We start from the raw sequence: 15802 nt of genomic DNA, 5'->3' as shown, positions 1-15802 counted from the left end.
TTTAAAAAGATACGTTTTTAGAATTTCAAGGTCATTCCCAACAAAAAGTTAGTGGTAGCCTGAGGATAATACCCAGCACCTTCAATGGTGGTTACTTGGTTTGGATCGGACCAAGTATCATCATAAGTGTAGTAATACCCATTAGACACATACTTTTCATTGAAAATATTGTTCACCAATCCCGTAAACAAAATAGATTCAAAGATTGATTTCGTTTTTAGCTCGTAAGTGATGTTGAAATCGTTTACAAAATAGCTGTCCAATTTTGAATTCTCAGCATCTGTATTCCCCATAAATTGTTCGCCTACGTATTTGCTCAATACAGACATTTGCAGGTTGGACATTGGTTGAAACACCAAAGCATTGGCCGCAATAAACTCTGGGGAGTAAGAGATGTTTGTTTTTCCTAAGTTGACCAATTCTCCATCTATGGAAGCAAAGGTTTCCTTGTTCTTATTGGAACTCAAAGTAAAGTTAGGCTGAATGGAAAACTTTTTAGACAAAGCCACCGCGGCTTCAACTTCCAATCCTAAACGATAACTATCCCCGCTATTGGTTCTGATTGGGTTCCCTACATCGTCCAAGTTACCCGTTAGTACCAATTGTTCGTTGTATAGCATATAATAAGCATTCACATTCAATCTCAGTTTTTGAGCGTCGTGTCTCCAACCCAATTCAAAATCGTTAAGCTGCTCAGGTTTTACAGTGGCATTGTTTTCAAAATCGTCTCTGTTAGGCTCTCTATTGGCTCTAGCATAAGAGAAATACAAGTTATTATAGTCATTCATCTTATAGGTCACTCCCGCTTTTGGATTGAAAAACGTATAATTTTCATCCACATTAAATGGAACTCTATCAGATGTCAAGCCCGATGTTGTGTAATCTACATTTCGAACTTGTAAATCTCCATAAAGGCTCAACTTCTCATTAAACCGATAGGTAGCCTTGGCAAACACACTAAAATCGCCTTTCTTTCCATTACCATCGTAATAATGGTCTCCTATCTCACTATCACTTGCATACTGTGCCCAAATAATTTCTCCAAAATGGTCACCATCGTAAAAACTATAAGACGTTCCCAAAGTCATATTTACAGCATCGTTTTTATAGTTGACATTGGCATTTACTACATAAAAATCATTATCCAACCAACGACGACGAATCAAATCTGTGGTATTGATGGTTTCACCTCCAATTTGAATTTCTGCCAAATCATAATCGGCAAAATCTTCGTCTTCCTTATATTGCTCAAAGAACCCGCGGCCATAAGTATAATTCAGTCCCAAGTTGGTAGACCAATGGTTATTGTAACGTTGGTTCCAATGCAGTTGGTAATGGTCTTGTTTGTAATCATCTACCTCATTGTCATAAAAATGCATGTTTCCATCGGCGTCAAAATACATTCCCGCCGTATTAAAGGTTCTGTCATTTTCCAATATGTCCAAATCCTCCAAACCATTCCAAGACTGGTAGGTTTTCTCCTTTCCTCCAAAAGCCAAGGCTTTAATCAAGGTATTCTCATCTACATAAGACCCTTGCAAAAAATAAGATTGCAAATCGGAAGAAGCTCTATCTATATATCCATCCGATTTAATTTTCGACAAACGCCCAGCAAACTCGAAGTGATCGTTCATCAATCCTGTGCTGAACTTCACCGTATGTTTGCGTGTGTTATAACTTCCGAAGGAATTGGAAATTTCTGCACTCGCTTCTTTCGAAACGGCATCGGTCAGCACGTTAATACTAGCTCCAAAAGCCCCAGAACCGTTGGTAGAAGTTCCAACGCCTCGTTGTAACTGTAAACTTTCTACTGAAGAAGCAAAATCTCCCAAATTCACCCAAAAGGTTCCCATCGATTCGGCATCATTATAAGGAATCCCGTTAATGGTCACGTTTGTAGATTGGGCATTGATACCACGTACACGAATATAGGTATATCCTATTCCGGCTCCTGCATCTGTAGACGTTACCACCGACGGCAAATAATTTAAGAGCACAGGAATGTCCTGACCTAAATTGCGCTTTTCAAGCTGCTCCTTGGTAACATTGGAGTGTGTGATTGGAGATGTAGCTTCTACCCTAACGGCCTTTACCAGAACCTCGTCCAGTTTTTCAACTTCGGTAGAATCTTTTGTTTGTTGTTGTGCTTTTCCGGTGACTGATAGCACCAAAAGTGTTAAAAAAAGAAATAGTTTTTTCATATCGATTAAAAAATCATAATCGAATAAAAAGAGGTCATTATTCTTTTGTTGTTTTACAATAGATTTTGAAGCAAATGCTTCTATTACCATACGTTAAAACTTAATACCTTACTAATGGTTAACCGGTACTAAATGCCTGCAGACATTTTTAACGCTTCATTCCTAAACAGCATTACCTGTTCTAGGTTCAATGGGTATGATCTCAGCCGATATTAGGCACCCCTTTTTGAGAACGCTGCAAATTTAGGGAAGAATAGAGAATTAACCTACCTAAACAGAATTATTTTCAATAGAGGTCTGGCGGTTTCCTAAAACTCTTTTTTTCAGACTGTTTTCGTTTGTCCTGAAGTCGCTTTTTCTTGACGCCTTTTGGAATTTTGGTCGGCACACGTTCCTTTTGCACCTCTAGAGCCTCCTCCATCAAGTTCAAAAACTTTTGGATGACAAGGTTTTTGTTTTTGAATTGACTCCGGCTGTCGTCACTATACAATACCAAAACCTGCCCCTTGTTTACCCTATTGGAAAGCGCTTCAAGCACACGCTGTTTTTCATCTTCCTCCAAAACCTTGGAGGCCATCACATCAAAAAATAGCTCCACTTTAGTAGCTACTTTATTAACGTGTTGCCCTCCCGATCCTGAACTACGAACCGCCTTAAAGGTCAGTTCTGAAATAAGTGCTTCCTGATTAATGTCCATTAAGAACTTGGTGTGGTGCTTTCAACAAATCGTTCACCGTTTTTACAGGGTTAAAGGTTATCAATGGCACCTCTACAAACACGGTGTTCCAATTGGCCATACTTCCATTCCAAAGTCCCGGAAGCTCCAATGCTTTAAGGTTTCTACCATTTTTGGTCTTTTCGGTAATAAAAGCCGCCGAAGGATCGACATATTTGGTCAAATTGAATTTTTCACCCTTATAATCCTTAACACTGCACACAATATCCACAGGGTTGAAATGAGTTGATTTCGTTAAAATGGATTTTTGAGCCTTGTCCTTCATATTGATTTGGGCAGATTCCACAATTTGAAGAGAAATTACCCCATCTTCATTCTTCACCCAAAAAGGCCCACCTCCAGGCTCTCCTTCATTTTTAACCATTCCGCAAATACGGATAGGACGGTTTAGTTTTTCCTGAAGGTACTCTATTTGATATTTAGACTTATATTTTTTGAATTCTGGAGAAATCTTGACATCCATTTTCTTGCTCAAGAATTTGGCAATTTCCTTAAGATCCTTCTCTTCTAGATTGTCTTCATCCAACTTTCTTAGGTAAGCAAAGGCCTGCTCCTGAAGCTCCATTAGAATTCCAGCTAACACCTTTTTATACTTAGCCACCTCTTCCTTGTATTTATAAACCACCACATTGTCAATATTCTTCATAAAAATGACGTCGGCTTCAAGGTCGTTTAGGTTTTCAATAAGAGCTCCATGCCCAGAAGGTCTGAACAACAAAGAGCCATCCTCTTCCCTAAACAATTTGTTTTTTGGGGTTACGGCAATGGTATCTGTAGACTCCTTTTGATATGAAAAGGAAATTTCAAACTTCACCCCTGTTTTAGTTTCTACCTTTTGTTGAATTCTCTCAAACTCACTTTTGAACTTGTCTTTATATTTTTCTGAAATGGTGAAGTGTAATTTTGCCTTACAATTATCAGACGAATACAGAGCGGTTTCAAACAAATGCTCTTCAAACGCTGTTGAAATCACCTTGTTTTTATACTCATGAAATGGCAACAGTCCCTTTGGATAGTTTCCGTAGTCCAACATATCCTCATCCAACATGGCCTTTACAAACAACCAAGCCTTTTCGTCTCTCGACTTTTTGTTGTAATCGGGATAAGTTTCCAAAAGCTTTGCCATGACCTCATCATAAAATGGGAACTTTTTAAGCCCGAGAAAAAACAGGGAAAGATCCTTTGCATCGGTATTGTTGATATAGGAATTTAAACTTTCAGTCTCAGGATCATAATCCTGCTGAAACTGAAATAAAAACTTGAACATTCTGGTAGCAGCTCCGGAAGCAGGCACAAACTTTAATAGCTCACTTGTATTCTTTTTATCTTCAAAAACCTTTATATAGGCCGCCTCTTCTTCTGCAGTAAGCTTAGTAATGCCCTTTCCAATAGTGGCCGCCGCAATAAGATGGGTAAACGGGAGTCCGTTTTTAAAAATTTTAATCTGTTGTTTTACTTTTTTAGGGGTGAGTCCCTTTTTTTCTATCTGTTCTAAATCTGCTTCAGAAAATTTCATCAAGTCTGTTTTAATAGATTATCAATATGCTTCACCGCAACGTTAAAGCGTTCCTCTTCAGAACCCTTAAGTAAAACATATGGTTTGTTATGTGTTCTTAAAGCCGTTTCAAAAGCTTGAAACATGTGCTCCCTTTCATTAGGTCTGTCACGAATGTCATCCGCTTCCCACGGTACATCAATATTAGTCAAAAAATAAAGATTATACTGATTCTTTCCAACTATTTTATTCAAAACTTCAGGACAAAAACCATCATAATACATTGAACTATAAACTTTTGTCTCCAATAAATCGGTATCGCAAATCAATAGTTTTTCCACCTTTGAAGTCAGTTCATTTTCTAGTTTTATTTGGCCAATAGCAATGGGAAGCACATCCTCTTCAGTGAGTTGTTCTCCCTTTTTCATTTTTTCTTCAGCATAACTTCTTGAAAATTCAGGAACCCAAAGCGTATCGTAATGCTTTGCCAAGCGTTGTGCCAACACCGTCTTCCCTGTAGATTCAGGCCCAAAAAGCACCACTTTTATGCAGTTTGAATCTTGTTGTCTAAGCTGCGCTTCCATTGGCGATATCCTTGAATTGCTAAAATTGTAAAAATGAGGTACTGTAACGATAACATCCCTAAACCTCTATAGGCATACAGCGGGACGGTAATTAGATCGGCGAATATCCAAAGGGTCCAATTTTCCAGTTTCTTGATAGCCATATACCACATTGCTGTAAAGAAAATTCCGGATGTAAAGATGTCTATATAATTGGGGAGCTCCAATTGGTAACCATAAGCCGTGTAGACCAAATAAGTTACCAACATTGTTAACAAAAACATACCAAGCCCAATAAGCTTCTCTTTTCTATTCGTTCTTGAAATTGCCACCACATGCTTGTCTTCCTTTTTTCTGGCCCAGTTCCACCAACCATAAATACTCATCACCGAATAGTAAAAATTCATCATCATGTCTCCCAAATACCCAGCCTTGTACAATAGAAAAACTGTGATTACCGTTGCCACCAAGCCTGTTGGATACACCAAGATATTTTCCTTTTGGGCATAATAAACACTTAAAATCCCGAAGACAAAGGCAATGGCCTCCAAGACAATGAACAGTGCAGGAGTACCCCGATAGGGATCTATGAAAAAATCAAAAATGTGGTTCATAGTCGTGACGGTCGGATTTCACAATTTTCATGTACAACAATCCTCTTTCTATCAACTCAAAAGCTTCCTTGATTTCGCTTGTCAGCAAGCCCATAACCTCATCATAATCGCCATACACTTGAGTGCTCAAAGGATTTTCCAGAACGGTAAGCCCTGAAGCTCGCAGTTTTTTTATAAAGTGAATAATAGCCGGTTCGTAGTTATCTTGAAGCGGTGTCAATGTTAGTTCTACTGAAATTTTCATGGTGTTTTAATTCCCTAATAGGATTTATTTAGAGTTATGTTTTTATTCAACCAAATCCGTTCAACGGTTTTGGTGTTTCTAGAATATTTTCTTTTTGCTGAAGTCTTTCAAAAAAGGTCTCATCTTGTTCGAAAGCTGTTCCAATCACTACCATATCGGCACCTGCATTATAGGCTTGAGTTAAGGCTTCCATATTTCTAATCCCTCCTCCAACAATCAAAGGAATCCTTAAATCCTCTTTTACTTTCTTGATAATATCGGCATCAATAGGATGTAAAGCGCCACTACCTGCTTCCAAATAGATCAATTTCATCCCCAACAATTCCCCTGCTTTGGCCGTATCTACAATACTCTGAACATCATTTTTTGACATTGGCAGAGTATGCGTCACGCGCTGAACGGCTGTTTCTTTCCCATTTTCAATAAGCAAATAGCCTGTAGGGATGATTTCCAAATTGGCCTCTCTCAACTTTTGAACCGCCTGCACTTGTTTCCCAATAAGGTAATCGGGGTTTCTTCCCGAAATTAAGGACAAAAACAAAAGGGCATCTGCCTGCTCTGAAATTTGGGAGACGTCACCTGGGAAAATAATTACAGGCAATAAAGTATGCTTCTTTATCTCTACCACCAAAATTGGCGTAACATGTTCATCAACTTCACTCCCGCCTACAAAAATATGGGTGGCGATAGATTTGTTAATCTTCTCCATCAAAGTGGCAACCCTATCCATTTGGAGTTTATCGGGGTCCAACAACACTGCCAACAATCGTTCGCCTGCGGCGCTTCTTCTTAAAATATCCTTATAAATCATCAGTTACGGAAGTGTATAAGCACAGGTAAATCCTTCAAACTCCAAAAACGCCACGTGATAGCGGCTCTTTTTGTTTTTATAATCAATCCAAGCCGTGGTTTCGCCGTCATTCATCATAAACGGAATCACCAAAGTGTGCTGCAAGAAACTCAATCCTGGGGTAGCAAAAAGCTTATACAAAGACTCTTTAACACACCAAATCACTGTAAGCTTATTGATATAATCGGCCTCGGTATTCTTCAAATACTTAAACTCATAATCCATAAACTTATGAGCTATCACCCCTATTTTTTCTCGTTGCTTTTCAATGTCAATCCCAACCACATCATCACTTACCACTACGGCAGAAAAGGTAAAAGAATGGGTTATAGAAATGTGCTTCCCATCTTTTAAATGAGGTTTCCCATTTTCATCATAAAATAAATCCTCATCAGTATAGCCAAACTCAGCTAGCAAATGACGAACGCTTAAAAAACCTCGCTGGTGCAATTCACTTTTCATGTTTTGTACACGCTGCAAACTTTCTGGTTTTAGGTTAACAGGCTGAAACAACTCCTGATAGGACTCTGTTATCTTCCAGATTTTAACAGAAGTTTGTGCACTAGGATTAAGGGTTTTATATAGAGGCATTTACTTTTCTGAAAGTTATTGATTATCTTTGCACCGCTTAAAAAGCAATGCCACTTTGGGTAAGCGAATTTAACCATTTTAGGGAGTATTGCCAAAGGTGTCATCTTATAACACTAGAAAAACATAAAACATGGATACAAAAACTGTGGCGTACGAGCCATTTAAGGTAAAAGACCTGTCATTGGCTGACTGGGGACGCAAAGAGATTGAATTGGCAGAAGCAGAAATGCCTGGATTGATGAGCTTACGTGAGGAATACAAAGAGTCTCAACCGCTTAAAGGTGCTCGTATTGCTGGATGTTTGCACATGACCATTCAAACGGCTGTTTTGATTGAAACCCTTCAAGCCCTTGGTGCCGAAGTTACCTGGAGTTCTTGCAACATTTTTTCTACCCAAGATCAAGCTGCTGCTGCTATTGCCGCTGCGGGAACGGCTGTTTATGCTTGGAAAAATATGACCGAAGAGGAGTTTGATTGGTGTATTGAGCAAACTTTATTTTTTGGTGAAGACCGCCAACCGCTTAATATGATTTTGGATGACGGCGGAGACCTTACCAATATGGTATTGGACCGTTACCCACATTTGGTTGAAGGCATCAACGGTTTAAGTGAAGAAACGACTACTGGAGTTCACAGATTGTACGAGCGTATGAAAGCCGGAACGTTGCCAATGCCTGCTATCAACGTGAATGATTCTGTAACCAAATCTAAATTCGACAACAAATACGGATGTCGCGAAAGTGCTGTTGACGCTATTCGTCGTGCTACCGATGTGATGTTGGCCGGAAAACGTGTTGTAGTTTGTGGTTATGGAGACGTAGGTAAAGGGACTGCCGCTTCTTTTAGAGGTGCCGGAAGTATTGTAACCGTGACTGAAATTGATCCTATTTGTGCTTTACAGGCAGCTATGGATGGATACGAAGTAAAACGTTTGGAAACTGTTGTTGGAAAGGCTGATATCGTAATCACTACAACTGGAAACAAAGACATCGTTCGTGGTGAGCACTTTGAAGCTATGAAAGATAAAACCATCGTATGTAACATTGGGCATTTTGACAACGAAATTGATGTTGCTTGGTTGAAAACAAATCATGGTGCAACAAAAGTTGAAATCAAGCCTCAGGTTGACAAATATACTATCAACGGAAATGATATTATCCTTTTAGCAGAAGGACGTTTGGTGAACCTTGGTTGTGCTACTGGACACCCGAGTTTTGTAATGAGTAACTCCTTTACTAACCAAACTTTGGCGCAAATTGAACTTTGGACCAACAAAGATGCTTACGAAAACAAAGTATATATGCTGCCTAAGCATTTAGATGAGAAAGTTGCCAAATTGCACCTTGCCAAAATTGGCGTGGAACTTACTGAGTTGAAACAAGACCAAGCCGATTATATCGGTGTACAAGTTGAAGGTCCTTTCAAACCAGAATACTACAGATACTAAGAGAATTCAAATTCTTATTAATAGAAATCCCAAGCCTCACGGTTTGGGATTTTTTTTGTTTTCTGCTGAAGTTTCAACTAAAAATATTTCCTGAAAAATCATTATATTCCTTAAACGTCATGGCATATCCAGAAGACAATATTAAAGTGCCTCGTTTTAGTGAGGAAGCAGGGTTTTACACCACTAAAAAACGCTCCAAGATTATGAGTCGTATTCGTGGTAAAAACACCAATCCAGAGCTGCGTTTCAGGAAAGCGCTTTGGCAAAAAAATGTCCGATATCGTGTGGATAGCAAAAGCCTACCTGGCAAACCAGATGTTTCCATTAAGAAGTATAACCTTGCTATTTTTATTGATGGGGAATTTTGGCATGGCTACAATTGGGACGAACGAAAAGATCAGATAAAAAGCAACCGCAAGTTTTGGATTCCCAAGATAGAACGCAATATGCAACGAGACTATCAAGTGAACCAAGCCTTGGAAGACATGGGATTTACCGTTTTCAGGTTTTGGGCACACGAAATCAAGACTAACCTGGACCAATGCATCAATGATGTTTTGGTCTATATCACTACAGGCCGGAATGATTGGTAGGCAAACTCAATAAATAAGACAAAAAAGCCCTTTCAAATTTGAAAGGGCTCATTATTAGTTTAGGTTTTGTTCTTGCTTGGGGTGGACCAAAGTCATTTCCTCAATTAAATGCGAGGCTCCCGCATATTTATCAATCACGAATAAAATGTAGCGCACATCCACCATAATGTTTCTACAAATTTCAGGACTGTAATAAATGTCACTCATGGTTCCTTCCCATACACGATCAAAATTCAAGCCTATCAAGTTGCCATGGGCATCCAAAGCCGGACTTCCTGAGTTTCCTCCTGTGGTATGGTTCGTCCCGATAAAACAAACTGGTAATTTTCCATTGGCATCGGCGTAATTTCCAAAGTCTTTTGTAGCATACAATTCCCGTAATCTTTCGGGAACATCAAACTCATAATCACCCGGCACATATTTTTCCATCACACCATCCAAATAGGTGATAGGATCATAATACACGGCATCCTTAGGTTCGTATCCTTTCACCTTTCCATAAGTTACACGAAGCGTACTATTGGCATCTGGAAAATAACGCTCATCCGGCATCACCTTCATCAAAGCTTTCATGTACAGTTTTTGATATTTATTGATTTCAGCATTCAAGGCATTAAAATCAGGATCTAAAGAGCTATAATATTCTTCAATAAAAGGTTTCGCATATTTATAGGCCTTGTCCTTATTCAGTTTTTTAATAACCTCCTTAGCATCTCCATCCAAAACTTTCATGGCCGATTTTAAATCGATGAAACTTGTGTTTTTATAAATGGATGCATCCACATTTTGGGCATACAAAGGCATGATGGCTTCAAAAACACCTTGATCTACATCTGCATTAAAATCCTTATAAATACTGATCAACTTATCTACAACAATATCTCTTGAACGATCAAAAGCTTCCTCACCTTTCGTTGCAGTGCGCTCCATTTGGTCCAATCTAAACATGATGTCCAAAAGCTCATTGTTACGCTTAAAAATCTCATTGAAATTCCCTCGCTTTACATTAACAGCTTCAATCTGCGCATATAATTGTTCCAACTGTGGCAAAACATTTCCATACTGTTCAACAAGGCCCTTCTCTTTTAAAAGACTTGTAAACTCTGCCTCCATATTGCGTTTAATGGCTACAGCATTACTCTTTTCCAAGCCTAGATTTTCTCCAATCCATTTTTTCCAATAGTTGGCAATTCTAGCTTGCTTTGAAGCATATTGAATTCTTATTTCGTCATTCTGTTTCATATACCCATCAATCACCTTTAATGCCGCTTCCCTAATAGCGATATTACTTGGGTTCACTTTTTTTACAATCTGCTCAACTGCCACTGCTGGTAAATACTCATTGGTGCGTCCTGGAAACCCAAATACCATAGTAAAATCATCTTCGGAAACCCCGTCCAAGGACACCGGTAAATAGTGTTTAGGCGTGTAAGGCACATTGTCTGCTGCGTATTTTGCCGGGCGATTATTTTGATCGGCGTAAATTCTGAACATAGAAAAATCACCAGTATGGCGGGGCCACACCCAATTGTCTGTATCGCTACCAAACTTCCCAATACTGTTTGGAGGCGTCCCCACCAAACGCACATCCTCGAAGCGCTCGGTTACAAACAAAAAGTACTGGTTTCCTTTATAAAAAGACTTGATTTTTGCTCTCTGCCAATCTTCTTTCTTCACGTCTTTGAGCACTTTGCTGCTGTTAGAATCGGTTAACGACTGTAATTCCTTGGCAGACATTTCTGCATTGGTTCCTGCCAAAACTTGCTCGGTCACATCATCAATTCTTACAATGAATTCTACATAAAGATCATTGTTTGGCAATTCTTCTTCCAAGCTCATAGCCCAAAATCCATTCTTTAAATAATCATTTTCCAAAGAAGAATGCACTTGAATTTGTCCATATCCGCAGTGGTGATTGGTCAAAATCAATCCTTTTGGGGAAATCACCTCAGCAGTACACCCGCCATTGAAATGCACCACGGCATCTTTTAAACTGGAATTGTTGACATCGTAAATATCCTGAGCCGTCAGTTTACTTCCTAAAGACTCCATTTCGGCTTCGTTCATTCCTTCCAAAAGTGACGGAATCCACATCCCACCTTGTTGGGCAGTGACTTGAAGCGTGATAAAGAGCAATAGTATCTTGAAATATTTCATAAGTAAGTTTTTAAGAGGCGCAAATTTAAGAAACCCTTTTGAAAACCAAGAGCTCTTTATCAAACCTTTAACGCAAGAACTCGCTTACAAAAAATAATAGCATTCACATTTATTTTAACTGAAAAAACAACAAAAACCTCGCATTGTTTTTTGGGCAGAATTATTACATTTACTGTATGCAGGACCAACTTAAAGTAGCTTTTATTCAACAGGAACTCTCTTGGGAAAATCCTAAGCAGAACCGCAAACGGTTTAAAGAAGCCATCGAAGGCATCAACCAAAAGGTAGACCTCATTTTACTACCGGAAATGTTCACCACCGGATTTACCATGAATGCCAAGGAACAGGCTGAAACCATGGATGGCAAATCTGTAGATTGGATGAAGAAACTGGCTTCAGAAAAAGATGCCGCCATTGTGGGCAGTCTGATTATTGAAGACAATTCCAAAATCTTCAATCGGCTATTGTTTGTTCACCCAAATGGAACAATTGAACATTACGATAAACGCCATACCTTTTCCTTGGCAGGAGAAGACAAAGTCTATGCTTCTGGAATGGAAAAACTTATTGTTGACTATCATGGTTGGAAAATTTGCCCTTTAATTTGCTACGACCTGCGCTTTCCTGTTTGGAGTCGCAACAAAGAAGATTACGATCTCCTCCTTTACGTTGCCAATTGGCCAAAACCCCGTATCGTGGCCTGGGATACTTTATTAAAGGCCAGAGCCATTGAAAATATGTGCTACACTGTGGGTGTGAACAGGGTTGGCGTGGACGAAAAGGACAATGAGTATTGCGGCCATTCTACAGCCTATGACATTTTAGGCAACAATATTTCTCCAATTAGACCAAATAAGGAATATGTTGGCATTATTACTTTAGAGCGTAACCACCTGAACTTTTACAGAAACAAACTGAAGTTTTTAAACGATAGGGATACGTTTTTAATCCAATAATGGAAACTCGATAATTGGATCCCAATTGGCCCTAGCATCCTTGATCAATTCAGGATAGTAACTGATACGTTCTGGTTGACGTTTTTGCAAATAACTCCCCGTATCCCATTTTTGGTTTCCGTTGGTATCAAAAATCACTCTTAAATAGTAATTCACCGGTTCAATAAACCTAAAGTCAAACACTCGGTTTTCGGTAGCGAATTGCTCATATTTCACCTCGCCCTTTTCGGTTGTTAACTGAACAATCACCGGGAACTTGGCATTCTGTAAAGTCACACGCATGTTGGAATAATCGGTGTAGTTTTTGGTCTTTACGTTGAAGTTTAGGGTATCATTAACATGACCAAAAAATCCCGTTAAGGCCTCTGGCAACATTTCAATGTTGTAATTGTTTGATTCTGTTTTATCAAACTTAAACGTATAGATATTTTTCAAGGTGTCGAATTCTGTTTTGTAAGCCACCTCCAAAGTATCCTTATCGGTAATTTTAATCTTTTGTTCATCAATATTCACAAAAGGCGTAGTGCCTTCAATGGCAAAATCCTCGTTAAAAGATATCGTTCCAGACTTCAGAGGCTTCACCTCCAGGCTGTCTCTTTCCAACTCTCTATATTTATGAATCAGGGTATCTGTATACTTGTCATTTCTAACCACAAATCGCGCCGAATCCATTTCCATTTTTGGTTTGTACCAATAATACAAGGTATCAGCTTTGGCATCTTTGGTGATTCTGGTTTCATAATCAGAAGGTGTTTCCTCCAATAGATCTATTTTCATGTTTTTGGCATTCCCCTCATAACCAAACGCTATTTTTTCACCAGCAATCTGCTTTGGTTTTATCGCTCTAAAATCCAATTCCTCAGAAAATAGTTTTAACGTATAAATGGTATCGTTTGGCACCTTTACAATCCCTCTATGAAATCCAATTTTATCAACCTTAGGTTCAAAGGTAAAGTTCCCATTTTTATCATTAAGGGCTACCATCATATACTCCCCTTCCTTAAGATTTTCCAAACTAAAAGTGGTTAAACTATCAAGTGTATTGGTGACATACTTAGGTTTCCTTTTATAGACTACAGAATCCGTATATGTAGAATCCATTTCATAAAGCATCACAGACACAAATGTATCTGGCTCTTTATTTTCAGCATCCAAAATCAAACCTTTAACCGACAGCGAATCGATATAGGTTCCAGTAGAAAACACATATTTGTAATATGGGTAAGGATTCTCTTCATTATTATCCACAATACTTTGCCCAAAATTGAAGGCATAGGTAGTATTGGGCTGAAGTGTATCCTTTATTTTAATCTTGATATACTTACTGGCAGATCCCAAAGGCGTGATATCCGGTTGGTATTCCATAGGAGGAGAAATGATCAACTGCTTTTGCATGTTTTTCACCTTGATGTACTCATCGAAGTAAATTCTAATCTCGGAAGCCTTAAAATTTGTAGAAAAATTTTCTGGAACGGACTTTACAATTTTTGGTGGATCCACATCTTTTTCTCCTCCTGTTGGCGTTCCTCTATTGGCACACCCCACAATACTAAGAATTACAGTAAATACCGCTAACGTTTTAAAACACTTTTGTAACATCCTAAGGCTTAATTTTTACGCAAATTAACAACTTATTTGGTATACAAACGGTATGCTCTCTTGAAAATTGTCGATTACAGGAAGCCTCAAAGTGTTTAGCTAATCGGTTATGGCCATAGTAGCCAAACTCAAGGACAGCCCTTCAATATTCAACAATACTTGGGCACAGGCTTCCACAGTAGCACCGGTAGTTATAATATCGTCTACCAACAACAAGTGTTTCCCGGTTAATTTGTGTTTTCCTGCAATTTTAAACGTAGAAGTATCGGTCTCCAATCGTCTCAATCTGTCCTTGAATACTTGCGTATTGGTGGGTGCTTGTTTCTGCAGAACTTCTGTATTGAAAGGTATTTGTAAAGCAGTTGCTATTTCTTGACCAAATTTATGCACTTGGTTAAAGCCCCGCTTTCGCATCTTAGCCTTATGAATGGGGACAGGCACAACCAAGTCTATATTTTGATAGGCCTCCAAACTTTTTAGTTCCTCTCCTAGCCATTTTCCTAAAAACGTCCCAACCTCCTCTTGACCGCGATATTTTAGGTTGTGTAATATTTGCTGAACAATCCCTTTTTTGGAAAAATGCAGTAAAGAAGTTGCTTGTTGCAAAGGCACTCTTCCATAGAGCACATTTTTAATACGCTCATCTCCATTGAAATGAAAATTTGTAAGAGGTAACTGATGCCGGCATTCCAAACAAATACAGGCTACATTATCACCCAAATGGTCACTACAACCCATACAAACCTTCGGAAAGAATAAGTTTAACAAATTTTTCATCACTTCATCGATAAAAATAATATAATCTTAACATTAAACTATATTTTGGAAGCGATAAATAGCGAATTAATAATGATAGTTAACCCTCAATTTTTTAACTACAGATTAATTATTGGTTCATTAATTATTGCTTTAGCTGTTTTAACTGTTTACAGTTTTACAAGTCACCAATCCATTAGAGCTAACGAGCAATTTTTAGAGAGTGAAAAACACTTAATGGAAAACGAACTATCTCAAATGATCTTGAGATACGACGACATTATAGGGTCCAATAATTTAATGTCCTCTCAAGTAAAAGAGGCTAAAAGAAATGCAGAACTTACCTTAGATTCTCTTCGAGTCCTTCGCAGCGACCTATCTGTCATCTCTAAATTCAAACATCAGGTTACCCTGTTAAAAACCAGAAACGATCACCTGTTCAGGGCCATCGATTCTCTTAAGGATGCCAATTTGTTACTGCAGCGTGAAAAGTTGTTAGCTTATAATGAGCTAAAGAAAGAGCGCAGTACCAACAACAGCCTGAAGAAGGAAAATAAAATTTTGAGTGACCACATTAAAAAAGGTTCCCTGCTAACCGCCAACTCTTTTGAAGCCAAAGCCTACAAAAGCTTTTTGGGAAGAAACAAAGAGACTCAAAAAGCAACAAAGGCCGACCGTATAGAAGTAAATTTCACTCTAGCTGAAAATGCACTGGCCGAAGAAGGCGAAAAGGAACTGTACATTCAAATTGTAAACCCTCAAAACAATGTGTTAGCAGATAAAGGCTCAACCTTCTTTGGGGATTCCTCATTAATTTACAGTACCAAAAAAACCGTCAACTATCACGGTGACGTTATGGACATTACCGTCGATATTGAACCTAACAATAATGAAAAACCACTTTCAAAAGGCACCTATTTTGTGAATGTCTTTCACAAAGACAGAAAACTGGGAGCCACACAAGTTACGTTACAATAATCCTTAAATATATTTTGAAAAA

General features: G+C 38.6%; 15 protein-coding genes and 1 riboswitch. Of the genes, 4 read left to right on the top strand and 11 right to left on the bottom strand.

Annotated features, from left to right (window positions below; all coding sequences use genetic code 11):
* Window positions 1-17 precede the first annotated feature (17 nt).
* The 8 genes from BKM32_RS05875 to BKM32_RS05840 all read right to left on the bottom strand — a co-directional run bounded on the left by BKM32_RS05875 (window position 18) and on the right by BKM32_RS05840 (window position 7294).
* Window positions 18-2201, bottom strand: coding sequence for a TonB-dependent receptor (locus BKM32_RS05875; RefSeq protein WP_076663067.1), 2184 nt, complete (start codon window positions 2199-2201; stop codon window positions 18-20).
* Window positions 2202-2343: 142 nt separating this feature from the next.
* A riboswitch (TPP riboswitch) is annotated at window positions 2344-2435 on the bottom strand.
* Window positions 2436-2487: 52 nt separating this feature from the next.
* Entirely contained in the window at window positions 2488-2898 is a 411-nt protein-coding gene (gene arfB / locus BKM32_RS05870) for an alternative ribosome rescue aminoacyl-tRNA hydrolase ArfB (RefSeq protein WP_083702101.1), read from the bottom strand.
* Window positions 2888-4453, bottom strand: coding sequence for a DUF4301 family protein (locus tag BKM32_RS05865; RefSeq protein WP_076662931.1), 1566 nt, complete (start codon window positions 4451-4453; stop codon window positions 2888-2890). Before BKM32_RS05865 ends, arfB begins: the two co-directional genes overlap by 11 nt.
* Window positions 4453-5016 (bottom strand): AAA family ATPase, encoded by a 564-nt coding sequence (locus BKM32_RS05860; protein WP_076662930.1) that lies wholly within the window; start codon window positions 5014-5016, stop codon window positions 4453-4455. Before BKM32_RS05860 ends, BKM32_RS05865 begins: the two co-directional genes overlap by 1 nt.
* Window positions 4977-5609, bottom strand: a complete 633-nt coding sequence (gene pnuC, locus BKM32_RS05855; RefSeq protein WP_076662929.1) for a nicotinamide riboside transporter PnuC — start codon at window positions 5607-5609, stop codon at window positions 4977-4979. The genes BKM32_RS05860 and pnuC overlap by 40 nt, the downstream gene beginning before the upstream one ends.
* On the bottom strand, window positions 5593-5853 hold the full coding sequence (locus BKM32_RS05850) for a thiamine-binding protein (RefSeq protein WP_076662928.1): 261 nt from the start codon (window positions 5851-5853) through the stop codon (window positions 5593-5595). Before BKM32_RS05850 ends, pnuC begins: the two co-directional genes overlap by 17 nt.
* Before the next feature lie 46 nt (window positions 5854-5899).
* Window positions 5900-6664 (bottom strand): geranylgeranylglyceryl/heptaprenylglyceryl phosphate synthase, encoded by a 765-nt coding sequence (locus tag BKM32_RS05845; protein WP_076662927.1) that lies wholly within the window; start codon window positions 6662-6664, stop codon window positions 5900-5902.
* A 3-nt stretch (window positions 6665-6667) separates the two neighbouring features.
* The gene (locus BKM32_RS05840; protein WP_076662926.1) at window positions 6668-7294 is read right to left on the bottom strand and encodes a 4'-phosphopantetheinyl transferase superfamily protein; all 627 of its coding nucleotides are present in this window, start codon (window positions 7292-7294) and stop codon (window positions 6668-6670) included.
* 130 nt (window positions 7295-7424) lie between these two features.
* Between BKM32_RS05840 and ahcY the strand changes: the two genes are divergently transcribed.
* Complete coding sequence (gene ahcY / locus BKM32_RS05835) at window positions 7425-8741, top strand: adenosylhomocysteinase (RefSeq protein ID WP_053976894.1); 1317 nt, start codon at window positions 7425-7427, stop codon at window positions 8739-8741.
* 119 nt (window positions 8742-8860) lie between these two features.
* A complete protein-coding gene (locus BKM32_RS05830; RefSeq protein ID WP_076662925.1) occupies window positions 8861-9334 on the top strand; it encodes a very short patch repair endonuclease in 474 nt (157 codons plus the stop codon).
* Window positions 9335-9388: 54 nt separating this feature from the next.
* Here the strand turns inward: BKM32_RS05830 and BKM32_RS05825 are convergent, their stop codons facing one another.
* Window positions 9389-11491, bottom strand: coding sequence for a S46 family peptidase (locus tag BKM32_RS05825; RefSeq protein ID WP_076662924.1), 2103 nt, complete (start codon window positions 11489-11491; stop codon window positions 9389-9391).
* 176 nt (window positions 11492-11667) lie between these two features.
* Here BKM32_RS05825 and BKM32_RS05820 point away from each other — a divergent pair, with 176 nt between their 5' ends.
* Window positions 11668-12447 (top strand): amidohydrolase, encoded by a 780-nt coding sequence (locus BKM32_RS05820; protein ID WP_076662923.1) that lies wholly within the window; start codon window positions 11668-11670, stop codon window positions 12445-12447.
* Here BKM32_RS05820 and BKM32_RS05815 read toward each other — a convergent pair.
* On the bottom strand, window positions 12436-14046 hold the full coding sequence (locus BKM32_RS05815; protein ID WP_076662922.1) for an Ig-like domain-containing protein: 1611 nt from the start codon (window positions 14044-14046) through the stop codon (window positions 12436-12438). The two genes, BKM32_RS05820 and BKM32_RS05815, sit on opposite strands and share 12 nt — an antisense overlap.
* A 99-nt stretch (window positions 14047-14145) precedes the next feature.
* A complete protein-coding gene (locus tag BKM32_RS05810) occupies window positions 14146-14823 on the bottom strand; it encodes a ComF family protein (RefSeq protein ID WP_083702100.1) in 678 nt (225 codons plus the stop codon).
* A gap of 72 nt (window positions 14824-14895) precedes the next feature.
* Between BKM32_RS05810 and BKM32_RS05805 the strand changes: the two genes are divergently transcribed.
* Window positions 14896-15780, top strand: coding sequence for a hypothetical protein (locus BKM32_RS05805; protein ID WP_053976885.1), 885 nt, complete (start codon window positions 14896-14898; stop codon window positions 15778-15780).
* Window positions 15781-15802 lie beyond the last annotated feature (22 nt).

The sequence above is a fragment of the Mangrovimonas sp. DI 80 genome (assembly GCF_001975575.1).
GTDB lineage: Bacteria > Bacteroidota > Bacteroidia > Flavobacteriales > Flavobacteriaceae > Mangrovimonas_A > Mangrovimonas_A xylaniphaga.
The sequence above is the reverse complement of the archived record's forward strand: the minus strand, read 5'-3'. Positions and strand labels throughout refer to the sequence as shown.